The organism is Streptomyces graminilatus, assembly GCF_001418565.1.
GTDB classification, from domain to species: domain Bacteria; phylum Actinomycetota; class Actinomycetes; order Streptomycetales; family Streptomycetaceae; genus Streptomyces; species Streptomyces graminilatus.
The window spans coordinates 22,726-46,632 of the sequence record NZ_LIQQ01000121.1; the positions used below are offsets into that span (position 1 = coordinate 22,726).

Consider the following 23,907-nt stretch of genomic DNA (forward strand, 5'->3'; position numbering starts at 1 on the left):
GATGCGGTTCGCCGTAACCGAACGGGACACGGCTCTCGCCGAGGCCGCCGGTGAGGTGCTGGCCAAACAGGCCGGTGCCGAACAGATCCGGGCAGGCTGGCCGGGTGGCCGCATCGAGAGCGTCCACGGCGTGTGGCGCACGCTGGCCGGGGTCGGTGTCACCGGCGCCCTGGTCCCCGAGCACAGCGAAGGCCTGGGCACCGGCACCGGCACCGGCCTCGGCCTCGGCCTCGGCCTCGACGAGAACGCGCTCCCGCCGTTGCTGGAGACCCTCGGCCGCAGCGGGCTCCCGGTCCCCGCCGCCGAGACAGTGGCGGTCGGCGCCCCCCTGCTGGCCACCGCGGGCGCGCCTCAACTCCCGTCCGTACTGCGGGGGTCGGCGCTGCTCACCGTCTCCCTCACCCGCGCTGCCCCGGTCCCCTTCGCCGCGCTCGCCGACCTGATCGCCGTACGTCAGGGCGACGGGCTGCGCCTGTACGCGCGCGACGAAGTGGAGACCGAGCCGGTCGACTCGGTGGACGGCTCCCGGTGGCTGGCCCGGGTGCGCGCTCCGGCGGGCGGCGGGCTGTTGCTGGCCGAGGGGCCTGCCGAACTGGCGGTCGCGTACCGGCGCGGGGTGCTGGCCACGGCAGCCCTGCTGGTCGGACTCGCCGGGCGGATGCTCGAACTGACCGTGGCTCATGTCCGGGCACGGCACCAGTTCGGCGTACCGGTCGGCTCGTTCCAGGCGGTCAAACACGCGTTGGCCGACGTGGAGTTGGCGGTACGGTTCGCCCGCCCGGCAGTCCTCGCGGCGGGCTGGGCCCAGGCTGCCGGGGACCCGGAGACCGCCGTACGGACGTCGATGGCGAAGGTGCTCGCCTCGGAAGCGGCCCGGAAGGCGGCCCGTACGGCGCTCCAGTGCCATGGCGCCATGGGGTACACCACCGAGTACGACCTCCACCTGTACGCCAAACGGGCCTGGGCCCTGGCCGCCGACTGGGGCGGCCCGACAGAACACCGGGAGTCCATCGCCCGGCGGCTGGGCCTCACCGGAGCGGCCGACAGGGGCGGCGAGGGGGCGGGCGCATGAGCGGAATCCGTCGGGACCGGAGCGCCGTCGTCGGCCTCGGTGACCAACACGCCCTCGCACTCGCGGCCGAGAAGAACCCGGCGAACGGCCCCCCGGCTGTGGACGGCATCAGCGCCGGCATCGGCATCGGCATCGGCATCGGGAGTGAAAGGGCGGGCACATGAGCGGGATTTGCCGGAACCGGGTCGCCATCGTGACCGGGGCGGGACAGGGTCTCGGTCGCGAGCACGCGCTCGCACTCGCGGCCGAGGGAGCCCGGGTCGTCGTCAACGACCTCGGCGAGGCCGCGAAGGCGGTGGCCGAGGAGATCGGGGCGGCCGGGGGCGTCGCCGTCGCCGATCTGGGGGACGTCAGCGACTGGGACTACGCGGAGCGGCTGATCGGCCGGGCCGTCGCCGAGTTCGGCGCGCTGCACGCACTGGTGAACAACGCGGGCATCAATCGTGACCGGATGCTGGTGTCGATGACGGAGGAAGACTGGGACCTCGTCCTCAAGGTCGACCTCAAGGGGCATGCGGCGCCATTGCGGCACGCCGCCGCTTACTGGCGGGAGATGAGCAAGCAGGGCCGGCCGGTCGAAGCGCGGGTCGTCAACACCAGCTCGGGCGCCGGGCTGATGGGCAGCGTCGGCCAGGGCAACTACGGCGCCGCGAAGGCAGGTATCGCAGCGCTCACCGTGATCGCCGCCGCCGAACTGGCCCGGTACGGCGTCACCGTGAACGCGATAGCCCCCTCCGCCCGCACCCCGATGACCGAGGCGGTCGAGGCGTTCGCCGAGAAGATGCGCGCACCGGAGTCCGGCTTCGACGCGCCGCACCCCGGCAACGTCTCACCGCTGGTGGTGTGGCTGGCCTCGGCCGGTTCGGGCGACGTCACCGGCCGCGTCTTCGAGGCCGAGGGCGGCACGATCAGCCTCGCCGACGGCTGGCAGCACGGGCCCCGACGGGTCCGCGACCGCCGCTGGACTCCGGCCGAGATCGGCCCGGCGGTACACGGACTGCTCACCGAAGCGCCCTCGCCCGCACCGGTGTACGGCGCCTGAGGGCGCCTGCGGACGCGCGGTCCCGCGATCCTGGCGCTCGGTCGCGGGGCCGTCCCGCCCACGTACACGGGGACATGCCCCGGTACACACGGGAAGGGACGGCCCAGCCCCTCTCTACAGCGCGCCCAACCAAAGCGCCCCGCGCGCCGGTTACGGCGCCTGAAGGCGACCTGCGGAAGCACGGACCCGCAAAGTCCCGGTGCTCAGTCGCGGGGCCGTCCGCCCACGTGCACAGGGACATGCCGGTGCACACGGATAGGCACGGCCCAGCCCCGCCCTGCGGCGCGCCCAACCAATGCGCCCTCGCCGCACGCCGGTTACGGCGCCTGCGGATGCGCGGACCGTGGCCTTGGCACTCACTCACGGAGTCGCCCGCCCGCATACGCAAGGCGAGCCGGCGCACACGGAGACCACGGAGACTTCGGTTCACCGCTGTCCTACGGCGCGCCCAGCCAAAGCGCCGCGCGCCGGTTACGGCGCCTGAAGGCGACCTGCGGACGCGCGAACCCGCAAAGTCCCGGTGCTCAGTCGCGGGGCCGTCCGCCCACGTGCACAGGGACATGCCGGTGCACACGGATAGGCACGGCCCAGCCCCGCCCTGCGGCGCGCCCAGCAGCTCCGTAATCGGCGCGCCGGCGCCCCGGCGCGATCGGCACCCGGCGATTCGATGGCCGAGTAGCCGACCCCCGCACCCCCACGTGACCCACGGGACCCACCGGACCCGCCGGACCCACCAAGTCACCACGCCACCCTCGCGCGAAAGCCGCGCGCGCCCAGCCGCCCACTCCAACCCAGCCGCCGACTCAGCCGCCCGTGCGGATCAGCCCCGTCAGATAGCGCCACAGCGAAGAGCGCTGACGGGCCGACGGGTCCGGCGGGTCCGGCGGGTCCGTCTTGGCGGACGGGATGGCCTGGTCGTATGCCAGGCGTCGGCCGGGCACCGGGACGAGTTCGTACCGGACGGGCAGTGACCGGAGTCCGCGCATGAACGGTGAGGAGCGCCACGGGAGTTGGTCGACGGGGAGGGCCAGTTCCAGGTGCGAGAACCGCTCGAACAGGCGGCCCGCCGCCACCGACGCGACCGTCGAGGCGAGTTCACGCGCCGGGCACTGGCGTGGGCCGGCGCCCCAGGACAGGTGGGCCCGGGTGCTGACCGTGGTGTTCGGGCACACGCTCCCGGCGAAGAGGGGGTCGGCGTGCGCTGCGGCGGAGGAGACCCACACCGGGTCGCCCGCCCGGATCGTGTAGCGACCCAGCGCCATGTCCTTGGCCGCGAAGCGGGGCACGAAGTTGACCAGCGGCGGCTTGCGCATGACCACGCGGTTCATGGTCTCCCTGACCATCCCGGCGGACAGGCTAGCCCGTACACCGCCCTCGCCCGAGATGACCTCGACCACCGTGTTGGAGATGAGGATGCCGACGTGGTCGGAGGTCATGCCCAGCAGCATGAACAGTTCGCGGGCCAGTTCGTCGACCGAGAGTCCGGGGTGCGCGGCCATCAGGTACGACGGGAAGTCGTCCCCGGGTCTGTCCAGTTTCGCCGCGGCCAGCTCGGCCAGTGTCGTGAGCAGCCGCTCCAGGGCGGGTCCCGCGTCCGGCCCCGCGTCCAGTACCCGCCACATGTCCATCAGCGCGTCGTCGCCCTGCGAACCGGGGAAGCCGAGCAGACGACTGGCCACCATCAGCGGCAGCGGCCGGGAGAACTGGGCGGACAGGTCCGCCAGGCCCGTATTGCCGCCCTGGCCCATCAGGCCGATCAACTCGTCGGTGTAGTCGGTGACGGCCTTCTTGAGCCGCCTCGCCTGGGGGTGGCCCGGATCCTGGAACGGTTTCAGCGCCATGTCCCAGGCCACCCGTAACGGCCGGTATCCGGGACCGCCCTGGATCAGTACGTGGTTGACTTCGAGGGACGGTCCGAGCGGCCAGTCGGCGGGCACCCGGCCCTCCGAGCGGGCCCGCCAGTTCTCCAGCCCCTTCGGCCACCCGGCGTCGTCCTGCAGAACCTGGAGCGACTCCCGGTAGCCGAGAACCAGCCACGCCGGTACGCCCAGCAGGTCGACGGGTGCGACCGGGCCGTGGCGCTGCCGCAGCCGTTCGTACACGAGCCCGGGACGCGTCTCGTAGTCCCTGGTCAGCAGCGGTTCAGGGGTCATCTCCTCCAGCCGCGTGTCGTCCAGGTTCACTGGTCCGCTGTCGCCCCACTGGGATCTCATCGTCGCGCCGCCCCTCCAACACTCCCCGTACCGGCATGGATTCATCCGGTAGTTGGAAACGGTGGGGACCCTACCGCAGGGCGTACGGGAGAGTAACAACGGGGCCGGAAGCCATAGTTGCCGTAGTTGAGGTACCTGCGAGGTCGGCTTCCACCCCTCGCGCCAGGGCAACTTGTAGGCGAGCCGGCGCCTCACCCGGGGGGGGAATGAGCACCGGGGCGCGGGGCCGTCGGCCACTCAACTCGGGCGGAGCGTAGCCCTTGGAATGCGAAGAGTCGATGAACTCCCGTGTGAAACCTGCGCGATGAGCATGGAGAAGCCTGTTTTCCGCCCACCGCGTCGGCGGCGGGACGGGCGCCGGGCACCGTCAACCCCTGTTGCGGCGTAAGTATGGTGATCCCGTGAAAGCACTGTTGTTGCCCGGTGAGAAGAAAGGTTCAACCAGGTGAGCTCCAGGATCCAGCCGACCGCGCAGGTCGACGAGACGGCCGTGATCGGCGACGGGACGACGGTCTGGGATCTGGCCCAGATCCGGGAGGACGCCCGGCTGGGCAGCGGATGCGTCGTGGGCCGGGGAGCGTACGTCGGCCCGGGGGTCCGGATCGGAAACAACGTCAAACTCCAGAACTACGCGCTGGTTTACGAGCCCGCGGTGCTCGGTGACGGGGTGTTCGTCGGCCCGGCGGCGGTCTTCACCAACGACTACTTCCCCCGCTCGGTGGACCCGGAGGGCCGGCTCAAGCGCGGCGGCGACTGGGAGGCCGTGGCGGTGGTCGTCGACGAGGGCGCGTCGGTGGGCGCCCGTTCGGTGTGCGTGGCGCCGGTGCGCATCGGCCGCTGGGCGCTGGTCGCCGCCGGCGCCGTGGTGACCCGGGACGTGCCCGACTTCGCGCTCGTGGCCGGAGTTCCGGCCCGCCGGATCGGCTGGGTCGGCCGGGCCGGCGTACGACTCACCGCGCGCGAGGGCGAGTTGGGCGTGTGGGAGTGCCCCGGGACGGGCGCCGTATACGAGGAGAAGGACGGCCAACTCGTCGAGCGCGCCTAGCTGTTGCGTCCCACAAAAGGCAAATCTTCGAACATCTACAGGCATAACATGTGTGCGAACTACGCAGAGCAAGCACAATGAGCACACTAACCAGTGCCCAGGGGGGGTTACCGGGTGGATACGCCTGTGCCACGAGTCAGGAGCGACAACCGCTTCGACGCCTCATGGCTGATGTCTGACGCCTGACGTCCGATCCACGACGACCGATGGCCGATGTCTGATGTCCGAAGTTTGATTCCGCCGTGTGACCCTTTTGTGCCGCGGCGGTCACAAGTCTGTTCACCACAGGACCCACAGGGGGGTTGGTGTGCCCAAACCATGACCACCACACGTCTGGCAACGCTCGGTCGTGAGGAACCACCGCTGCTCGCGCTCGCCCAACGCCTTCTCGCGGTGGCCGAGTCGGGGTTGCCGTCGATGCTGCTCCCCGGCGGTGAGACCTTCGTCTTCACCATGACCGGCCGCGAAACCCCGGGCGGCGCCCGGACCTTGGAGCGGCGCGGCACCAGCACCCGGTACGCGGCCATCACCGCGCTGGGCGCGCGGTACCTCCCCGAGGACCGCCAGCGCGCGGTGCTCGGCGGGCACACGGCCCAGGAGTTCACGGGTCTGCTGGTCCAGTCGCTGCCCACGGTGACCAACCTCGGTGACGCGGCGCTGATCGCGTGGGCCGCCGCCGAGACCGACCACCCCAAGCTCTCCGACGCCGTCGAACGGGTCGGCGTACTCGACGACGAGGACCGGCCGCAGTACACCGTCGAGGCGGCGTGGGTGCTGTCCGCCTTCGCGGCGGCACGCTCCACGATCGATATGGAGAGACGTTTCTCCGCAGCTCGCGACCGTCTGCTGCGGGCCCGGATCGGGGACAGCCCGCTGTTCCCGCACGCCACCGGGCCCGGCCTGGTGCCCTGGTACCGGTCGCACGTCAGTTGCTTCGCCGACCAGACGTATCCGCTCCAGGCCCTGGCCCGCGCACACGCCAGTGGCGACGCGGGCGGCGACCCGGAGGCGCTCGCCGCAGCCGACGCGTGTGCGGCGCGCATCTGTGAACTGCAGGGCGAGGGCGGGCAGTGGTGGTGGCACTACGACGCGCGTACCGGCGGTGTCGTGGAGGGCTACCCCGTCTACAGCGTCCACCAGCACGCGATGGCGCCGACCGCCCTGTTCGATCTGACCGACGCGGGCGGCGGCGACTACGGCGCGGCGATCCGCAGGGGTCTGCGCTGGATGTCCGACGTACCCGAACTGGCGGGCGGACACGAGGAGTCGATGATCCTCGACGAGCTGGGCGTCACCTGGCGCAAGGTCTACCGGGGCGACCCGAAGAAGGCGGTACGCGCCGCCCGGGGACTCGGCACCCGAGTCGCCCCGAACCTCCGGCTGAAGTCCCTGGACCGGGTGTACCGCCCCGTCTCCGTGGACCGCGAATGCCGGCCGTACGAATTCGGCTGGATGCTGCACGCCTGGCAGGGGGGACGAATATGAAGACGCACGGGAACGAGCGCCGGACTCTGTTCGGGGTCGAACTGGACCCGCTGACCATGGACGAGACCGTCGGGCGCTGCCTCGAAGCGGTGCGCGACGGCAGACAGTTGGAGATCGGGGTCGTCAACGCCGCGAAGCTGGTGAACATGCGGCGCGACCAGCGGCTCGCGGACGCCGTGTCCGGCTGCGATCTCGTCGTCGCCGACGGGCAGGCCGTGGTCTGGGCAGGCCGGGTACTGCGCGCCCCGCTGCCCGAACGGGTCGCCGGAATCGACCTGTTCATGCGGCTGCTGGCCGAAGCAGAGACGGCGGGCATCTCCGTGTACTTCCTCGGCGCCAAGGAAGAGGTCCTGGCCCAGATGCTGCGCCGGGTGGAGGACCGCTTCCCCGGTCTGAAGGTCGCCGGCAGCCGCAACGGCTACTTCGACGACTCGCAGCAGGAGGCCATCGCGGGCGCGATCGCCGACAGTGGCGCCCAGATGCTGTTCCTCGGCATGACCTCGCCGAAGAAGGAGATCTTCACCGCCGCCTACGGCGAACGCACCGGCGCCCGCGTCGTGCACGGTGTCGGCGGCTCCTTCGACATCCTCGCCGGGGTCACCAGGCGGGCCCCCGAGGCCTGGCAGCGGTGGGGAGTCGAATGGCTCTACCGCGCACTCCAGGAGCCGCGCCGCCTCGGCAAGCGCTACCTCACCACCAACACCGCCTTCGTCCTCATGACGGTCCGGGAGCTCATGCGGCCCACCCCGTCACCCGCCTCCGCGAACAGGAGCCACTGATGCGCGTCGTCGTGGTCGGACAGGGATACGTCGGTCTGCCGCTGGCCATCCGCGCCGCCGAGGTCGGACACGAGGTGATCGGCTACGACGTCGACTCCCGGCGGATCAAGACCCTCGCCGCCGGTGAGTCCTTCGTCGAGGACGTCTCCTCGGAGCGGATCCGCGCGGCGCTGGACAACGGCTCGTACCGGCCGAGCGAGTCGGCCCGGGACTGCGGCGGTTTCGACATCGCCGTGGTGACCGTCCCGACCCCGCTGCACGAGGGCACCCCCGACCTCCGCTACATCAGGGAGTCGGCCGTCACCCTCGCCCGGTATCTGCGCCCCGGGGCCACCGTCGTCCTGGAGTCGACGACGTATCCCGGCACCACCCAGGAGCTGTTCGCTCCGATCCTGGAGGACGGCTCGGGCCTCACGGCGGGCGCCGACTTCCACCTCGGGTACAGCCCGGAGCGGATCGACCCCGGAAACGCCGTCTGGGGCTTCAAGGAGACCCCGAAGGTCGTGTCCGGGGTCAACGAGGCGTCCCTGAAGGCGGTTCAGGACTTCTACGCGCAACTCGTCGACACCACCGTGCCGGTGAGCACGCCGAAGGAGGCCGAGCTCGCCAAGCTGCTGGAGAACACCTTCCGGCATGTGAACATCGCGCTGGTCAACGAGATCGCGATGTTCGCCCATCATCTGGACATCGACGTCTGGCAGGCCATCGACGCCGCGTCCACCAAGCCCTTCGGGTTCATGAAGTTCACGCCGGGCCCGGGTGTCGGCGGCCACTGCCTGCCGATCGACCCCTCGTACCTGTCGTGGCGGGTGCAGCGCGAACTGGGCCAGAGCTTCCGCTTCGTGGAGCTGGCCAACGACATCAACAACCACATGCCCGAGTACGTGGCGAGACGGATCAGCGACCTCTTCAACGCGAGACGCCGTTCCGTCAACGGCTCACGCGTGCTGCTGCTCGGTCTGGCGTACAAGAAGAACACCAGCGACGCCCGCGAGTCGCCCGCCCTGCGCATCTCCCAGCTCCTGCTGGACATGGGGGCCCAGGTCAGGGCGGCGGACCCGCACGTGGTCGAGAGCCTGCCGGTGGACAGCCGGCTGATACGGGTCGAACCGACCCCGGAGGAACTGGCCGCCGCCGATGTGGTGGTGCTGCTCACCGACCACGACAGCTTCGACTACGAACTCATCACCGAACACGCCCCCGTTGTCCTCGACTGCCGCCGCCGGCTGTCGTCGGGACCCACGATCGAGGTGCTCTGAACCATGACGCGAGTCATCTGCGTCGCCGGGGCGCGACCCAACTACATGAAGATCAAACCGGTGATGGACGCCCTGGAACGCCGGGGCGCCGAGGTGGTCCTCGTCCACACCGGCCAGCACTACGACCCGGCCATGAACGACGTGTTCTTCGCCGACCTCGGCATCCGGCCGCCCGACCGGTTCCTCGGGGTCGGTTCGGGCAGCCACGCCGAGCAGACCGGACGGGTGATGACCGCGTTCGAGCCGCTCATCGACGAGGTGTCCCCGGACATCGTCGTGGTGGTCGGCGACATCAACTCCACCCTCGCCTGCGCCCTGGTCACCGCGAAGGCCGGGCCGCTGCTGGCCCATGTCGAGGCGGGCCTGCGCAGCCGTGACTGGAGCATGCCGGAGGAGGTCAACCGCGTCGCCACCGACCGGGTCAGCGACTATCTGCTGGCCCCCTCGCCCGACGCCGCCGACAACCTGCGCGCCGAGGGGTACCGGGAGGACCAGATCCACCTGGTCGGCAACGTCATGATCGACACCCTGCTCACCAACCTGGAGCGGGCCAGGGCCTCGGCGGTCCTGGACGAATACGGCCTGGCCAAGGGCGAGTACGGCCTCGTCACCCTGCACCGGCCGGCCAATGTGGACGATCCCGAGGTCCTCTCCGGGCTGTTGAAGGCCCTGGGCGAGATCGCCGGCCGCCTTCCGCTCGTCCTGCCCGTGCATCCGCGCGCGTCACGGCGGCTGGCCGAGATCGGAGTCCCCGGGGGCATCAGGCTCGTACCGCCCGCCGGATACCTGGACTTCATCGCCCTTCAGGACTCGGCCCGCGTCGTGCTGACCGACTCCGGGGGCATCCAGGAGGAGACCACCGCGCTGGGTGTGCCGTGTGTGACCCTGCGGGACAACACGGAGCGGCCCATCACCGTCGAGCAGGGCACCAATGTGCTGGCCGGCCGGGATCCGGCGCGGATCGTGTCCACCGTGCACCGGGTGCTGGACACTCCGCCCGCACCGCGCAGACCCGACCTGTGGGACGGCCGCGCGAGCGACCGGATCGCCGATGTGCTGCTGGAGGGGGGCACCGCGAGCACCCGGCCCAGACCGACCGACCAGCCGCGAGCCACGGACCGCCCTCTCCCCATATGATCCGGTTGAAACACATGCTCGTTGAACATTTGGCCGTAAGGGGGGACTGCCATGGATCTCGCTGAGATCTTCCGGGTCACACGCAGGCGGTGGTACGTCCTGCTGCCCGGGCTGCTGCTGACCGCCGGTCTGATAGCCGCCGTGGTGATGCTCGTCCCGGTCACCTATCAGTCGCAGAGCACGGTGCAGCTCCTCAACTCCCAGAAAGCCACCGCCGCCTATGACGGCAACCCCTTCCTCAGCACGCAGACCTCGCTCACCGGCATGGCCGACAGCCTCGCCCGCAACCTCAACTCCGACGGTTCCGTGCGGGAGCTCAAGTCCCGTGGCGCCGGCGGCAAGTTCGAGGCCAAGATCGCCGACAACGCCCAGGGGCCGCTCATGTGGCTCACGGTCACCGGCACCGACAAGGCCGCGGTCCTGGCCTCGGACCGCATTCTGACCACGTACGCCGGTGAGCGGCTGAAGCAGTTCCAGGAGCAGCAGAAGGTCCGTCCGCAGGCCATGATCCGGCTGTGGCCGATCGTGGAACCGCAGCCGCCGGTGGCCCAGACCAAGACCCGCCTCCAGTACATGATCATGGCGGGGCTCGGGGGCCTGGTGCTCAGCCTGGTCGCCGTCTTCTACGTGGAGGCGCGCCGCCGGAACCGCCCGGCGGCGCCGCCGGAGGAGCCCACGCGGCCCGTGGAGGCCGCCGAGCCGGTGCCGACGGCCGATACGCGCGTCACCGCCCCCCGGCCGATGACCGAGGAGTCGGTCTCGGAGCAGACGATCGCGCTGCGCACCCCGCCCGCCTGGGCGCGGTCCGCCAACAGGCCTGCCACGGAGCCGAGAACGGGACGGGCCGCCACGGTCGTGGCACCCGCCGCCGAGCCGCTCGACGAGGAGTCGACTCATGGACAGCGTTCGCACACCGGACAGCGGGACCGCTGAATCCGGCGGCACCCCCGCACCGCCCGCTGCCCCCTCGCTGGGCGGGAAAGTCCGTTCGGCGGCCCGCTGGAGCCTGATCAACACCGTCGTCATGCGGCTGGGCAACTTCGCGACCGGCATCCTGCTGGCCCGCTTCGCCCTCGGACCGGCCGAGTGGGGCGTCTACGGCATCGCCCAGACCGTGCTGCTGGTACTGCTGTCCGCGAACGAACTGGGCGTGGGCCTCGCCATCATCCGCTGGGAGGGCGACGCACGGCGGTTCGCGCCGACCGTACTGACCCTCAGCGCCCTCTCCAGCGGCCTGCTGTACGTGGCGCTGTTCGCGGCGGCACCGACGGTGGCGGGTCTGCTCGGCTCGCCGGACGCGGCGAACGTCCTGCGGGTGATGTGCCTGTGCGTGGTGATCGACGGGGTGGCACAGGTGCCCGCCGGTTTCCTCACCCGGGAGTTCGCCCAGGGCAAGCGGATGATCGTCGACGCGCTCAACTTCGTGGTGAGCACCTCGGTGACGCTGCTGCTGGCCTTCGAGGGCTGGGGCGCGATGAGTTTCGCCTGGGGGGCCGTGGCGGGGAACGTCGTGACCCTGATCGGCTGTTGGCTGGCGGCGCCCGGCACCCTGAAGTTCGGCTGGGACCCCGGCCAGGCCCGGGCGCTGCTCAGGTTCGGGCTGCCGCTGGCGGGGGCGAGCATGCTGGCCCTCGCGGTGGTCAACGTCGACACCATGGTGGTGGGCGCGACGCTCGGCAATGTGTCGCTGGGGTTCTACGTGCTCGCCTTCAACATGTCCGGCTGGCCCGTGCGGATCATCTCCGAGGCCGCCCGCCGGGTGTCCTTCGCCGGTTTCTCCCGGCTGGCCGAGTCGCCGCGGGCGCTCGCCCAGGGCTTCAGCCGCGCCCTGGGCGTGGTGATCACCGGCACCGTCCCGCTGTGCGTCCTGCTGGCCTGCCTCGCCGAACCGGCCATCGAGACGATCTACGGGGACCGGTGGGGGCCCGCCGCCTCGGCGCTGCCCTGGCTGATGGTCCTCGGCCTGATCCGTATCGGCAGCGAACTCGCGTACGACTGTCTGGTCGCGATCGGACAGCGCCGGTCGCTCTTCCTGGTGCAGGGCCTGTGGCTGGTGGCACTGGTCCCGGTACTCCTCGTCGCCGCCAGGCTCAACGGCATCGTCGGGGTCTCGCAGGCCCATGTCCTGGTCGCCGGGGGCCTGGTGGTGCCGGTGTTCCTGGTCGCCCTCAGCCGTGGCGGCATCGGTGTCGGCCAGGTCGCCAGGGCCTGCGCGTGGCCCTTCCTCGGCGGTGCCGTGATGGCCGCCGTCGTCCTCGGCCTGCGGGGCCTGCTCGGCGACGGCCGGCTCGCGCTGCTCGCCATCGGCACGATCGCCCTGGCCGCCTACGCGCTGTGCGTTCTGCCCAGCCGCGACTTCCTGCGCGGCGTCGGCCGCCCCAAAAGGACCTGAGGTGACCTGATGTCACGGCACATCGGCCGCAACTCCCGCGCGGGACTGCTGCTCGCGGCCCTGCTGGCGGTTCTGGGGGTACTGGGGGTGGCCTGTTCGGGACCGGACCGGTCCGAGTCGCGGGGCTGCCCGGACGACGGGCCGACCTGTCGTACGAGCCCGGCCGCACCCTCCCCGAGCGCCACGCCGTCGGCCACGGCCGGGGAGGCGACCGCCGGCCTCTCCGCGTCGCCGTCCCCGACACCGACACCGACCCCGAAGCCCACGGCGACCAGGACGCCCGCCCCTCCCGCGAAGCCCACGCCGACGGCGGGCGCCGGCAGTACGCACGGCGCACCCGCCGCGAGGACCAACTGCGCCTCGCCCGGCGCCTGCGGATTCCCCGACGCCGACTCCACCGGTCCGCGGATCTCCCTCAAGCCCAAGAAGGCCGGGAACTGGGCGATCCGTACCGACGGGCTCGTCATCCGGGGCCAGGACATCACCGGCTCGCTCGACATCTACGCGAACGACGTCACCGTCATCGACACGAAGGTCACCTCGGACAACTGGTGGGGCATCAACCTGCGCCCCGGTTTCAGCGGTCTGAAGGTCCTGCACTCCACCATCACGGCCGTACCCGGCAAGGGGCCGGACAACGGCGGTGTGGACTACGCGGTGTCGAACATGGGGGCAAGCTCCATCGAGGTCGGCTGGTGCGACGTGTCGGTGTTCGGCGACGCGCTGTCCATGGGGCAGGGGAACATCCACGACAACTACGTGCACGACATCGAGCCGTTCATCAACCTCGGCGGCGAGTGGCAGCACACCAACTCGGTGATCAGCGGCGGGGGCAACACCGGCCACCTGATCATCCGCCACAACACCCTGCTGAACCCGACCGGCCTCAAGGAGGGTGCCTCGGGCAGCGTCGGCCTGTTCGCGGACACCGGCGTGGTGCGCAACGTCACCGTGGACGACAACTGGATGGCCGGCGGCGCCTACGCCCTCTACGGCGGCAGCACCGGTGCCACCGGGATCAGGGTCACCGGCAACATCTTCTCCACCGAGTACCACCCCACCTCCGGCGGCTACGGTGTGGTCGCCCACTGGAACGAGGGCGGCGCCGGAAACGTGTGGCGCGACAACCGGATGTCCGACGGCAGACTGGTCAAGCCGGAGCCGTCGTCGTGAGCGGGGGCGTGAGCGGGGTGGTGCGCCGGGCCGTACGGGCGCCCTGGACCCTGCTCAAGGCGTTGTTCGGCTGGCTGGTGCTCTACGAGGCCAGGAACAAGGTCCTGCTGGCCCCCACGGCGGTGCGGCTGCGGCGGATCGAGGACGCCGAGACCAGGCGACTCGCCGCCGGCCTGCCGTCGCCGCCCTCCGCGCTGGTCGCCACGGTGATCCCCACCCACCGGCGTCCCGAGGCGCTGCGCGCCGCCGTACGCTCGGCGCTGGACCAGACCGTGCGCGACCAGGTGGTGATCGTCGTCGACGACGGCGCCGGACTGCCCGAACTCCCCGACGATCCAAGGCTGTTCGCCGTCTCCCTGGCACACAACACCGGGGTGGCGGGAGTCGTCCGCAACGTGGGCATCCGCCTCGGCCACTCGCGCTACGTGGCGTTCCTGGACGACGACAACCTGTGGGAACCCGACCATCTCGAACGGGCGCTGGCGGTCCTGGAGGCCCCGGGCGGGCCCGACGGTGTCTACACGGCACTGCGCCGGGTACTGCCCGACGGCAGCGAGATGGACGTCCTGTCGGTGCCCTACGACCGGCGGCGGGCCGCCCGCGAGTCCTTCCTGGACACCAACGCCTTCGTCGCCCGCCGCGATCGTTCTCTTCGCTTCAGCCGCCTGCGCCGGACACCGGAGGTGATGCCCCGGGAGGACTGGGAGCTGATCCACCGGTACGCGCGTGGGCACCGGGTGCTTCATGTGGCGCACCCGACCGTGCGGTATCTGGTGAATCCGGCCAGCTTCTATACCCAGTGGTGACGGCCGGATGAATCCGACGCGCTCCGCCAACCGTTGCTCTCTTCTCGCCTGCTCATCTCTGGCTTGCTCATCTCTGGCTTGCTCGTCTCTCGTTTGCTCGTCTCTCGTTTGCTCGTCTCTCTTTCCGAACACAGGTGGTTGATCCCATGGCCCGCTCCCGCGCCCTCAGGAACAAGTTCGTCGACGCACCCGGCTCGCTGGGCGAGCGCATGCGCATCGCCCGCTGGGAGCGGTTTCGGCGGTGCTTCCCCGGCATCGAGAACATGAGTGTCCTGGACCTGGGCGGTACGGCCGAGATGTGGCTGCGCGCACCGCTGCGCGCCAAGCACGTCCACCTCATCAACCTGGAGGCGCATCCCGCCGAGCTGCCCGACTGGATCACCGCCGAGATCGCCGACGTCACCGACGAGGCGGTCGCCGCCGAGCTGAGCGCCAAGGGCGGCTACGACCTGGTGTTCTCCAACTCGACCATCGAGCACGTGGGCGGCCACAGCCAGCGCCGGAAGTTCGTGTCGGCCGTCGAGACGCTGGCGCCGCTGCACTGGATCCAGACGCCGTACCGGTACTTCCCCGTCGAGCCCCACTTCGTGGCGCCCGGCTTCCAGTTCCTGCCGCTGGCCGCCAGGGCACGTCTCGTACGCCGCTGGCCGCTGGTCCACAGCCGCCCCGACAGCCCGGAGTCGGCGATGGACGCGGTGATCAACATCGAGCTGCTGACCCGCACCGAGATGCGCTATCTGTTCCCCGGCTCGGTGCTCCTCAGTGAGCGGGTGCTGGGTGCGCCCAAGTCGCTCATAGCCGTGAAGACGGAGCGGGACGGCGCACCGGCGGTCTAGTCCGCTCCGTGCGTGATCTGTCGGCTGCGGCGTCGTTGTGGCTGGTCGCGCAGTTCCCCGCGCCCCTTCAGGGCGCCCATGCAGAGGCTCGCTTCTATGGGCCCGGCGTTTTTCGCAGGGCGCCCGGTCGGGCCAGCGCGGTTGCAGCCGCTCGGGCTGCCGGGCGGCCGAGGGCTGCTCGGGATGATTCGCGGAGGAGTACGGCCGTACGGAAGGCGGCTGTTGCCAGGGGGCCGTGGCGGCGGGCGTACAGGCGGACGCGGTTGAGAGTGAGGAGGGTCCAGAGGCGGGGGGAGACCTGGGAGTCGCCGCCGAGGTGAACGGCCTCTGCTGTGGGTTCGAGTTGGGTGGCGTAGCCGTGGTCCCTCGCGCGCAGGCAGTACTCCGTCTCCTCCGAGTAGAGGAAGAAGGTCTCGTCCCAGGGACCGCAGGCGGTCAGGCAGTCGCCCGAGACGGCCATCAGGGCGCCGGTCGCCCAGTCCGCGCGGGTGGGCCGCTGGTACGCCGCCGGGTCGGTGACGAGTTCGCTCAGGCGCGGGAAGCGTCCCGCGCGGGTGTTTCCGATCAGGGCCTCGCCCAGCGCCCTGGTCACACTCGACTCGCGGCGCAGCGAGTGGTGAGGGGTGTCGCTGCCCTCTTCGTAGAGGAGGGGAACGGCGATCCCGACCCCGTCGCCGAGACTGTCGACCAGGCGCTTGGCGCAGCCCTCCCCCATCCGGATGTCGGGGTTGCAGATGAGGACGGTCCCGTACGAACCGGCCGCGCCCAGCGCCGCGTTGACCCCGGCCGCGTACCCGGCGTTGCGGCCGGTCCGCACGACCGTGGCGTCGGGGGCCAACTCCCGCAGGACCTCGACCGTGTCGTCGGCGGAGTCGTTGTCGGCGACCACGAGCCGCCAGTCCAGGCCTGCCATGCCGTCGGGCAGCGCGGCGAGGAATCCGGGAAGCACCGAGGCGCTGTTCCAGGTGACGACGATGACGGCGACGGTGCTCATCGGGACTCCGCGAGTTGAGGTCGCTGGGCTTGGGCTTCTGACGCCTTGCGGAGGGCGGGAACCTCGGCGGCGGTCGCAGCCGTTGCCTCCGCCGCCTCCCTGCGGATGAAGCCGAGGTAGCTGCCGCCGGCGCCCAGCGTCAGGAAGAACATCCCGGCGTACATGGGGAAGCTGAGCGCGTCGAAGGTGGCGCTGATGACGAGGGCGACCAGCGCCGAGGCGAGGAACGCCTGCCCGAGTTCGCGGTCCGTCTCCGTGCGGGCGAGCCTGCGGATGGCACCGCCGGTGTGGATCCCGGTGACGAACAGGGCGAGCAGCGCGACGAGACCGACGATGCCCATCTCGGCCAGGGTCAGCATGTACTGGTTGTCGGTGAAGAAGTACAGGTCGGGGGTGAAGGTGCCGAATCCCCGCCCGAACCAGGGGTGTTCCTGGAGGTAGGGGACGATCGCGCTGTACTTCACGGTGCGCGCCTGGGTGCTGCTGTCGGAGTTGGACAGGAAGGTGGCGAACAGGTTGGTGATGGTGCCGATCAGCCCGGGGATGATCACCTTGAAGCCGGCCACCGATCCCAGGATGATGCCGATCGCCGCCCAGCGCCGCTGCGGCTTCCAGCGGGGCACCATCACCAGGGCCACGATGAGGGCGCCGATGATGGACGTCCTGGACACCGTCAGCGGCAGCGCGCCCGCCATGACCGCCACCGGGCCCCAGCGGCGCAGCGCCCCGGCGTGCCGGCGTACCGGGTCGAAGGCCTGGTGGACGGCGAAGGGGACCAGGATGGCCAGCATCCCGCCGAACTCCAGCGGATGGGCCGTGGTGGAGCGCGGCCGGGTGAAGGAGCCGCGGTCCATGGTGGTGATCCCGGCGGTGCTCGACTGGAGGCCGGGTATGTGGATGGAGTCGGCGATGTTGGTCGCCGCGAAGAAGTCGTAGTAGCCGATCAGGGCGACCACCGTGCCCAGGACGACGAGCCGGCGCATCAGGGTCTCCAGCCGATCGCGGTCCTGGATGCCGGCCGAGGCCAGCACCACCAGCGCCACCCAAACGCCGAGTCCGATGAGCCCCCGGTCGGCGCCGAGGACCTCCTGGTGCGAGCTTTCGCGGCTGGCGTCCGCGAGGTACGACAGCAGTACCGCGACGGCGAGCACGCACATCACCACGCGCGGCAGCCTGGTGCCCTCGGCCGGACGGATACGGCCGCCGAGCCAGGTCGCGAGGTACCAGAGGAGTCCGAGCAGGGCGAAGACGTTGGCCGGGGTGCCGACGCCGCCCAGTGCGGGCAGGGTCAGGTTCGACGGGACGAAGAAGGCCAGCACCAGATAGCCGGTGAGGATCGTCGTGGCGTCCAGGCTACGCACCAGGGGGCCCCTGGGCTGCCGCTCGGGGGGCCGGGCGCGATGGCGGCGGGGAACGTAGCCGGCCTGGGCGCGGCCCCGGCGGCGGACCACCGCGACGCCCTCGGCCAGGATGGACAGCAGGAACGCGCTGACCATCCCGACGATGAGGACCGACGCGATGTTCTGGTAGCGGGCCTTGGACTGCGAGACCGGGGTCTGCGGCAGTACGACCGGCGTGGCCTGCACGGAGTACTTCGCCGGCACCTTGGAGGCGGCCTGGAGGGCCTTCAACTGCTCGGCGGCGAACCCGGTGAGGGTGGTGGTCTCCCGGAGCACCTTGGCGCGGTCGGTGCCGGTGACGCTCAGGGTGAGCAGCGGGCTGTCGGCCTCCGGCGCGAATCCGGCCGTGTACCGGTCGGTGACGCCTCGGGAGTGCAGTTCCTTGGCCGAGTCGCTCGACTGGAGGGTCCTGATCAGTACGTCGGCGGTGACGACGAGCGTGCCGCCCGCGTTCGATATGGGGTTGCCGAAGGTCGGTGCCATGTCGGCGACCGCCGTGGAGTCGAGCAGGGTGACGGAGCTCTGCGACTCGTAGGACACCGGGATGGTCCGGTACAGATAGCCGCCCGCGAGAAGGCTGAGCAGGGTGAGGGGCACCATGAAGTACCAGCGCCTGCACATGATCGCCCAGATGTCGCCAAGGCTCATGAGAACTCCCCCCGGCCCGTTGCCTCGTGACCTGGCGTCCGGGCTCCGGACCAGCATAGGTGCCGTGATCTGCTGGCGATCCGCCCCGGCGCCTGGGAGGATCGGTGCCGACGGAAGGAATCCCCGTGTCGCCCCGTGACGTCGCCGAAGCGCTGCTCCGCCGCTGGTACATATCCGTGCTGGCGCTCCTGCTGACGGCCGTCGGCGCCTATCCGGTGATCCGTCCGGCCCCGCAGTATCTGAGTTCGGCGGTGGTCGTGCTCAAGCCCCCGGTGACGGGGAACCAGCCGAACCAGCTCACGAATCTCCAACCGCCGCTCGCCACCCTCTCGTACGGGGTCATCCAGCAGCTCGCGTCGCCGTCCGGGCGGGACGAGCTGAGCGATGCCGGTGTGCACGGGACGTACCAGTTGATCCCGCGCAACAGCGGCACCAGCGCGACGCCCGCCTATCTGATCCCCTCGTTGCAGGTGCAGGCGCGGGCGGCGGACCCGGTCGAGGCCGACACGAGGGTCCAGCGGATCATCGACGTCTACTCCGCGCATGTCGCGCACGTCCAGGCGGCGCAGGGCATCTCGGCGGGCGCGCGGATCAACGCGTCCGTCCTGGTCGCCCCGAGCGCCGCCCAGGTAATGGGCACCAGGAGCCGTGCTGTGGCCGGTACGGCGCTGCTGGGTGCGACCGTCGCGCTGCTGAGCGCGCTGTGGTTCGACCAGTTCGCGCTGCGCCGCAGGAAGAGGAAGGTGTCCTCCCCGGACACGGAGGCGCTCCCCCGGGTCGGCGGGGTTCCGGTGGCGGGCTGAGCGCCTGAGCGGGCGCGAGCCGTCCTGGCAGGTGTGCGCGGTCCTCGGGTCGGGCGTCGTCATCAGATGCCGCGGCGCTTCCACGACTCCCACCACAGCCACTCCCGCCCGCGTTCGGCCACGGCCGACCACACCAGCGGCTGCAGATACGGCATCGTCCTCGCGCCGATCCGCTGTCTGAGCCGCAGCGCGCGGTACTCGGACAGCGACTCGTACTCCGGGAGGCACTCCCCGGCGAAGGCCACGAGTTCGTCGACCGGGACGACGTCGGTGCGTCCCCGGTCGTAGGCGCGGTAGGCGCGGCGCAGTGCGTAGCGGGCGAGGCGGGTGTGCACGGATGTCGCGAGGTGGTCGGCCTGGGGCAGCAGGTCGGCGCACTTGGTGAGCACGGAGTCGTAGGCGACGAGGCGTTGGCGCAGGTCGTCGAGCTGGCCGCCGAAGTCGGTGGTGGACATGTTGTCGCCGTGGACGCGGTAGAAGGCCTGGTCGGCCCCGCGTACGTAGCCGACGTCGGCGCGGGCGGCGAGCCGCATCCACATCTCGATGTCGCCGGCGTGCGGGAGTTCGGGGTCGTAGCCGCCGACCTCGCGCTGGAGGCTGGTGCGGACGACGACCTCGGGCGAGGTGATGCAGCCGGTGCCCTCACGGAACCGGCGGTCCAGCCACCAGTGCCCGGGATAGACGACCGAACCGGTGCCCTGGGTACGGGCCTTGGGCAGCGGGCCGCCGTGCTGGAAGCGCAGGGGGCGGCCGTAGGCGAACCCGGCCTCCGGGTGGGCGTCCAGCAGGGCGGCGGCGCGCACCAGGGCGCCGGGGACCAGTCGGTCGTCGGCGGACAGGAGAGCGACGTAGTCGCCGTCGGCCCACTCCAGGAGGCCCTCGTTGTAGGTGGCGATGTGGCCCTTGTTGGTCTCGTGGACACGGACCTGGATGCGCGGGTCGGTGGCGGCGAGCTTGAGCGCGGTCTCCGCCGAGTCGTCGGGAGAGGCGTCGTCGATGATGAGTACCCGGACGTCAACGCCGTCCTGCTCGTCCAGGACGCTGCTCACGCAGTCGGCGAGGAAATGGCCGTACTTGTAGCACGGGATCACGACACTGACGGTACTCATCGTGGGGAAAACCAATCCCCGGCGGTGGCCTCCCGCGAGGGTGCGGGAGGCCATCGGCGGTGGGTTGCAGTCGGTCAGTTCTTCTTGCGGACGGTCTTGCTGGTCAGGGTCCAGGTCTTGGACAGCACCGTGTGGTGCTGCTTGTCCTTGGCCGTGACCGTGATCGTGAACCGCGTGCCGTCCGGCAGCGGGGTGGACAGGTGGACGGACACCTTGTGGGTGGCCTGGTTGTAGAAGAGGTAGGCCTTGGCCTTGAGCTTCTTGGCGGCCTCGGCCTTCGCGCCCGGCAGGACGGTCAGCGTCGCGTTGACCGTCGACAGCTTGGCCGTGCCGGGCACCGACGTGACCAGTGCGTGCGCCGCGTCGGCGGTGTGCGCCGGCGAGGAGGTGGTCACCTCGGTGGACGAGCCCGACGTCAGTGACGCGGACGGGTCGTCGGCGGTGAAGACCGGGCCGACCCAGTAGTTCGCGGATCCGTAGGAGCCGTTGGGGAAGGCCACGCCGCTGCCGTACCGGTACAGCCCGTTGTGGGCCGTGCTGATGTCGGCGGGCGCGGTCAGCGGATAGGAGTTGTGGGCCGACGCGAAGTAGCCGCCGTCCACCGCGTAGTTGCCGACTGGCGCGTGGTAGGAGACGACGTACGCCGTGTCGGCGGTGATCGCCACCGGCGTCGCGAAGGTCATCGTCTGCCAGCCCGAGGGGGACTCGGCGGTGAAGGTGCCGGAGGCGAGGAGCGTGCCGTCGGCGGACCAGAGGCTGCCGGTGTGGGTGCCCGTGTTGGTGGCGCCCTTGTAGAAGGTGACGCCGGTGACCCAGCCGCTCGCCGAGGACTGGAACCTGGTGCCCAGTTCGAGGGAGTTGGGGTCGTCGGTGACGGCTGCCCTGGCCGGCACGGCGGCGGAACTCCACAGCGTGCAGGGGCAGGTGGCCGCGGGCGGGGTGGAGCTGGTGGTGAACGACCACGTCACGGGCGCCGACATGGCGTTGCCCCAGAGGTCCTCGGCCTGGACGGACGCGGTGTACGTGGTGTGCAGGTCCAGTTCCGTCGACGGTGTGAAGGTCGCCTTGTTCGACGCGGGGAGCGTCTTGGTGCCCGGCACGGTGTTGCCGCTCGGGTCCTTCAAGGTGAACGTCAGCGTGTCGGCGTCGATGGCGTGGTCGAAGACGGCGGACACCGGTGCCGTGATCGACGCGCCGGTGGCCCCCGACGTCGGGGACTTCGAGGTGACGACGGGCGGGGTCGTGCTCGCCGTCGAGGTGTCGAGCACCACGTCGACCCAGTAGTTGCTGCCCGAGGACGCCGAGGACGGGAAGGCGCTGGTCGAGCTGTAGCGGTAGACGCCGTTGCCGCCGTCGGTACCGGACTTGAGCGCGGTGAGCGGAGCCAGGCCGGCCGCGCTGTTCGAGAAGTAGCCGCCGTCGTAGGAGTATCCGCCGTTGGGCGCGAAGTACGAGGCGACGTAAGTGGTGTTGGCCTTGACGGTGACCGGGGTGGCGAAGTTCAGCTGCTGCCAGCCGGAGGCCGTCTCGTTGGTGAAGGTGCCGGTGGCCAGGCGGGTGCCGGAGGCGCTCCACAGGCTGCCGGTGTGGGTGCCGGTGTTGGCGGGCGACTTGTAGAAGCGCACGCCGGTGATCGAACCGGCCACCGTGGTACGGACCTTGACGCCGAGCTCCAGCGGACCGCCGTCACCCCCGTTGATGGTGCCGGGCACGGTGGTGGCGGGCCAGATGGTGCACGGGCAGGCCTGCGGGCCGACGGTCACCGGGACCGTGGTGACGGCGCCGATGTTGACGCTGTCGTCCACCGCGCGGACCTTGACGGTCGCCGCGCCCGGTGCCGAAGGTGTCCAGCTGTAGGTCCAGGACGTCAGACCGGTGGCCGCGTTCCAGGTCGTTCCGCCGTCGGTGGACACCTCCACGCGGGCCACCACGCCTCCGGAGTCACTGGCGGTGCCGGAGATGGTGACCGGCTTCAGGGCCGGGACGGTGACGCCGGAGGCCGGACCGGTCACGGTGACGGCCGGGCCGGTGGTGTCGGTGGTGGCCGTGGCGACGCTGAGGTTGCTCTGCCGGGTCAGCGGCTGGACGCCCATGTCGGCGAGGACGTTCACCGTCGCCTGCTGCATCCGGGCGTCCTCGGTGACGACCACGTCGTCGGGGTTGTACACCGGGAGGTTGGTGAGCCCCCACGACCACTGCACGGTCCCCGACCCGAACACCAGGGCGCCGGAGTCCTGGTCACGGAACTCGACGAGATTGTGCGTCGCCGTGCCGTTGCCGTACATGTTGCCCCAGTCGAGGCGGTACTTGCCGTCGTCGATGTCCACGGTCGTGGACGACACGTCGATCGCCCCGGCGGGCCTGGTGCTGTTGGTGAGGTCGCTGTCCCACTCGTAGCCGAGGGTGCCGGTGGGGAAGGTGGCGGTCTGGCTCGGCGTGAGGTTCGCGATGGAGGTGTTGCGCCAGATCCGGTTCTGGCCGTACGAGCCGGGGACCGTGATCGCGTCGGAGCGGTAGCCGTTCACCGTGAACATGGAGCCGGTGAGGATGTTCGGCGGCTGGTAGGCCTGGCCGTACTGGGTGCTCGTCGGGTCCATCCAGGTGCCGGTCCAGGTGCCGCTGGGGTCGGCGATGCCGTTGCCCTGCGACATCTTGGTCATCTTGTAGCAGACCAGGGTCCGGTTCGCGGTGTTCGTGAAGTCGTTGCTCGGGGCGAGCCGGGTCTTCCAGAAGACCTCGTTGCCGCTGAAGAAGGCCTGCCGTACGCCTGCCTTCCGGGCCGCCAGGACGTTGGAGTACTGGCTCTGCGTCCAGTACTCGTCGTGGCCCGAGGACATGTACACCTTGTGGTTCGGCAGCAGGGTGTTGCCGTTGGTCGACACGTCCACGCCCGACAGATAGCTGACGTCGTAGCCGTTGCGCTCCAGCCAGGACAGCATCATGAACTCGGAGCCGTAGATGCCGTTGTCGCCGCCGATGTCCAGCGGCCGGTTGTAACTGACCTCGTAGGCGCGGCCGTCCGGCGCGGGGCCCCCGCCGCCGTACAGGTCCTGGCCGCCGTAGTCGTTGTATGCCTGCCAGGTCTCGTCACTGGTCTGCACGACGATGTCGGAGGTGCTGGAGTCCTTGCGGACGACGAACGGGTACGGCATCAGGCCGTCGCCGTCGGTCTGCGTCAGGTTCGCGATGTACAGGCCGGACACGGCGTCGCTGGGGACGGTCCAGTTCACGGTCACGGGCCAGTTGCCGCAGTCGACCAGGCCGGTGCTGCTCTTGGTGATGCAACTGGCCGGGTTGGACCAGTAGTTGCCCGGATAGGTCACCGCCGCCTGGGCGGGGGTCGAGATCAGACGCGCGCCGTCACCGCCGTACCAGCCAAGCCGGTAGATCTCCACGTGGTAGGAGACCTTCGACTGGATCTTGAACTGGACGGTCTCACCGGCCTGGACGCTCTGCTTGGTGGTGAAGCCCTTGATGCCGCCGTAGGCGTTGGGCGCGTACCAGTCGGACATGGGGGTGCCCGGCTTGGAGTTCTCGCACACGACCGGGTTCGAGCCCGCTCCGCAGGGATCGGAGTCCGCCGAGGCGGGCAGGGCCTGCGGAAGCACCGCCCATATCAACGCTGCTACGACGGCGAGGCGCCCGCCCCGGATCCGTCTTCTCCATCTGTTCATGTGTACCTCTCAGCGGTGCTGTGCACTGTGCGGGGTCCGA

Annotated in this window: 19 protein-coding genes; 14 read left to right on the forward strand and 5 right to left on the reverse strand. The window is 70.6% G+C overall.

Annotated elements, in window-relative coordinates; translation table 11 throughout:
* Nucleotide 1: 1 nt before the first annotated feature.
* From AOK08_RS11560 to AOK08_RS11565, 3 genes are read left to right on the forward strand one after another with little or no spacing between them, the layout of a single operon-like run.
* Nucleotides 2–1,072, forward strand: coding sequence for an acyl-CoA dehydrogenase family protein (locus AOK08_RS11560; RefSeq protein WP_055525404.1), 1,071 nt, complete (start codon nucleotides 2–4; stop codon nucleotides 1,070–1,072).
* Entirely contained in the window at nucleotides 1,069–1,236 is a 168-nt protein-coding gene (locus AOK08_RS45655) for a hypothetical protein (protein WP_157876651.1), read from the forward strand. Before AOK08_RS11560 ends, AOK08_RS45655 begins: the two co-directional genes overlap by 4 nt.
* Nucleotides 1,233–2,114, forward strand: coding sequence for an SDR family oxidoreductase (locus tag AOK08_RS11565; RefSeq protein WP_055525405.1), 882 nt, complete (start codon nucleotides 1,233–1,235; stop codon nucleotides 2,112–2,114). Before AOK08_RS45655 ends, AOK08_RS11565 begins: the two co-directional genes overlap by 4 nt.
* 803 nt (nucleotides 2,115–2,917) lie before the next feature.
* Here the strand turns inward: AOK08_RS11565 and AOK08_RS11570 are convergent.
* Nucleotides 2,918–4,327: a cytochrome P450 family protein gene (locus AOK08_RS11570; protein ID WP_055525406.1), complete on the reverse strand. Its 1,410-nt coding sequence runs from the start codon at nucleotides 4,325–4,327 to the stop codon at nucleotides 2,918–2,920.
* Nucleotides 4,328–4,772: 445 nt separating this feature from the next.
* On the opposite strand from AOK08_RS11570, the gene AOK08_RS11575 reads away from it, so the two are divergent.
* The 10 genes from AOK08_RS11575 (at nucleotide 4,773) to AOK08_RS11620 (ending at nucleotide 15,239) form a co-directional block, all read left to right on the forward strand.
* Nucleotides 4,773–5,372, forward strand: a complete 600-nt coding sequence (locus tag AOK08_RS11575) for an acyltransferase (RefSeq protein ID WP_055525407.1) — start codon at nucleotides 4,773–4,775, stop codon at nucleotides 5,370–5,372.
* 318 nt (nucleotides 5,373–5,690) lie between these two features.
* Complete coding sequence (locus tag AOK08_RS11580) at nucleotides 5,691–6,857, forward strand: hypothetical protein (protein ID WP_055525408.1); 1,167 nt, start codon at nucleotides 5,691–5,693, stop codon at nucleotides 6,855–6,857.
* A complete protein-coding gene (locus AOK08_RS11585; protein ID WP_055525409.1) occupies nucleotides 6,854–7,636 on the forward strand; it encodes a WecB/TagA/CpsF family glycosyltransferase in 783 nt (260 codons plus the stop codon). The genes AOK08_RS11580 and AOK08_RS11585 overlap by 4 nt, the downstream gene beginning before the upstream one ends.
* On the forward strand, nucleotides 7,636–8,895 hold the full coding sequence (locus AOK08_RS11590; RefSeq protein WP_055525410.1) for a nucleotide sugar dehydrogenase: 1,260 nt from the start codon (nucleotides 7,636–7,638) through the stop codon (nucleotides 8,893–8,895). The genes AOK08_RS11585 and AOK08_RS11590 overlap by 1 nt, the downstream gene beginning before the upstream one ends.
* Before the next feature lie 3 nt (nucleotides 8,896–8,898).
* Nucleotides 8,899–10,032 carry a non-hydrolyzing UDP-N-acetylglucosamine 2-epimerase gene (gene wecB, locus AOK08_RS11595; protein WP_055525411.1) on the forward strand — a complete coding sequence of 378 codons (1,134 nt, stop codon included), beginning with the start codon at nucleotides 8,899–8,901 and terminating at the stop codon, nucleotides 10,030–10,032.
* A gap of 51 nt (nucleotides 10,033–10,083) precedes the next feature.
* A complete protein-coding gene (locus AOK08_RS11600) occupies nucleotides 10,084–10,965 on the forward strand; it encodes a YveK family protein (protein WP_055525412.1) in 882 nt (293 codons plus the stop codon).
* Nucleotides 10,928–12,424 (forward strand): oligosaccharide flippase family protein, encoded by a 1,497-nt coding sequence (locus AOK08_RS11605; RefSeq protein ID WP_055525413.1) that lies wholly within the window; start codon nucleotides 10,928–10,930, stop codon nucleotides 12,422–12,424. Before AOK08_RS11600 ends, AOK08_RS11605 begins: the two co-directional genes overlap by 38 nt.
* A gap of 9 nt (nucleotides 12,425–12,433) precedes the next feature.
* Nucleotides 12,434–13,597: a right-handed parallel beta-helix repeat-containing protein gene (locus tag AOK08_RS11610; protein WP_055525414.1), complete on the forward strand. Its 1,164-nt coding sequence runs from the start codon at nucleotides 12,434–12,436 to the stop codon at nucleotides 13,595–13,597.
* Entirely contained in the window at nucleotides 13,594–14,403 is an 810-nt protein-coding gene (locus AOK08_RS11615) for a glycosyltransferase family 2 protein (protein ID WP_241826920.1), read from the forward strand. Before AOK08_RS11610 ends, AOK08_RS11615 begins: the two co-directional genes overlap by 4 nt.
* 146 nt (nucleotides 14,404–14,549) lie before the next feature.
* Complete coding sequence (locus tag AOK08_RS11620) at nucleotides 14,550–15,239, forward strand: class I SAM-dependent methyltransferase (RefSeq protein WP_079053975.1); 690 nt, start codon at nucleotides 14,550–14,552, stop codon at nucleotides 15,237–15,239.
* A gap of 94 nt (nucleotides 15,240–15,333) precedes the next feature.
* Here AOK08_RS11620 and AOK08_RS11625 read toward each other — a convergent pair whose 3' ends face one another.
* Both AOK08_RS11625 and AOK08_RS11630 read right to left on the reverse strand, forming a co-directional pair.
* Entirely contained in the window at nucleotides 15,334–16,233 is a 900-nt protein-coding gene (locus tag AOK08_RS11625; protein ID WP_055525415.1) for a glycosyltransferase family 2 protein, read from the reverse strand.
* Complete coding sequence (locus AOK08_RS11630) at nucleotides 16,230–18,281, reverse strand: O-antigen ligase family protein (RefSeq protein ID WP_055525416.1); 2,052 nt, start codon at nucleotides 18,279–18,281, stop codon at nucleotides 16,230–16,232. The genes AOK08_RS11625 and AOK08_RS11630 overlap by 4 nt, the downstream gene beginning before the upstream one ends.
* Before the next feature lie 125 nt (nucleotides 18,282–18,406).
* Between AOK08_RS11630 and AOK08_RS11635 the strand changes: the two genes are divergently transcribed.
* A complete protein-coding gene (locus AOK08_RS11635) occupies nucleotides 18,407–19,084 on the forward strand; it encodes a hypothetical protein (protein ID WP_055525417.1) in 678 nt (225 codons plus the stop codon).
* A 62-nt stretch (nucleotides 19,085–19,146) separates the two neighbouring features.
* On the opposite strand, the gene AOK08_RS11640 is transcribed toward AOK08_RS11635, so the two are convergent.
* Both AOK08_RS11640 and AOK08_RS11645 read right to left on the reverse strand, forming a co-directional pair.
* Nucleotides 19,147–20,193: a glycosyltransferase family 2 protein gene (locus AOK08_RS11640; RefSeq protein ID WP_055525418.1), complete on the reverse strand. Its 1,047-nt coding sequence runs from the start codon at nucleotides 20,191–20,193 to the stop codon at nucleotides 19,147–19,149.
* 74 nt (nucleotides 20,194–20,267) lie between these two features.
* Entirely contained in the window at nucleotides 20,268–23,867 is a 3,600-nt protein-coding gene (locus AOK08_RS11645; RefSeq protein WP_055525419.1) for a DUF4082 domain-containing protein, read from the reverse strand.
* Nucleotides 23,868–23,907 lie beyond the last annotated feature (40 nt).

What these genes read in the sequence shown, in the direction of transcription:
- AOK08_RS11590 (WP_055525410.1), top strand. Translation starts at nt 7,636, where the DNA reads ATGCGCGTCGTCGTGGTCGGACAGGGATACGTCGGTCTGCCGCTGGCC.
- AOK08_RS45655 (WP_157876651.1), top strand. Translation starts at nt 1,069, where the DNA reads ATGAGCGGAATCCGTCGGGACCGGAGCGCCGTCGTCGGCCTCGGTGAC.
- AOK08_RS11625 (WP_055525415.1), bottom strand. Translation starts at nt 16,233, where the DNA reads ATGAGCACCGTCGCCGTCATCGTCGTCACCTGGAACAGCGCCTCGGTG.
- AOK08_RS11620 (WP_079053975.1), top strand. Translation starts at nt 14,550, where the DNA reads ATGGCCCGCTCCCGCGCCCTCAGGAACAAGTTCGTCGACGCACCCGGC.
- AOK08_RS11560 (WP_055525404.1), top strand. Translation starts at nt 2, where the DNA reads ATGCGGTTCGCCGTAACCGAACGGGACACGGCTCTCGCCGAGGCCGCC.
- AOK08_RS11600 (WP_055525412.1), top strand. Translation starts at nt 10,084, where the DNA reads ATGGATCTCGCTGAGATCTTCCGGGTCACACGCAGGCGGTGGTACGTC.
- AOK08_RS11580 (WP_055525408.1), top strand. Translation starts at nt 5,691, where the DNA reads ATGACCACCACACGTCTGGCAACGCTCGGTCGTGAGGAACCACCGCTG.
- AOK08_RS11565 (WP_055525405.1), top strand. Translation starts at nt 1,233, where the DNA reads ATGAGCGGGATTTGCCGGAACCGGGTCGCCATCGTGACCGGGGCGGGA.
- AOK08_RS11630 (WP_055525416.1), bottom strand. Translation starts at nt 18,281, where the DNA reads ATGAGCCTTGGCGACATCTGGGCGATCATGTGCAGGCGCTGGTACTTC.
- AOK08_RS11610 (WP_055525414.1), top strand. Translation starts at nt 12,434, where the DNA reads ATGTCACGGCACATCGGCCGCAACTCCCGCGCGGGACTGCTGCTCGCG.
- wecB (WP_055525411.1), top strand. Translation starts at nt 8,899, where the DNA reads ATGACGCGAGTCATCTGCGTCGCCGGGGCGCGACCCAACTACATGAAG.
- AOK08_RS11570 (WP_055525406.1), bottom strand. Translation starts at nt 4,327, where the DNA reads ATGAGATCCCAGTGGGGCGACAGCGGACCAGTGAACCTGGACGACACG.
- AOK08_RS11585 (WP_055525409.1), top strand. Translation starts at nt 6,854, where the DNA reads ATGAAGACGCACGGGAACGAGCGCCGGACTCTGTTCGGGGTCGAACTG.
- AOK08_RS11640 (WP_055525418.1), bottom strand. Translation starts at nt 20,193, where the DNA reads ATGAGTACCGTCAGTGTCGTGATCCCGTGCTACAAGTACGGCCATTTC.
- AOK08_RS11605 (WP_055525413.1), top strand. Translation starts at nt 10,928, where the DNA reads ATGGACAGCGTTCGCACACCGGACAGCGGGACCGCTGAATCCGGCGGC.
- AOK08_RS11645 (WP_055525419.1), bottom strand. Translation starts at nt 23,867, where the DNA reads ATGAACAGATGGAGAAGACGGATCCGGGGCGGGCGCCTCGCCGTCGTA.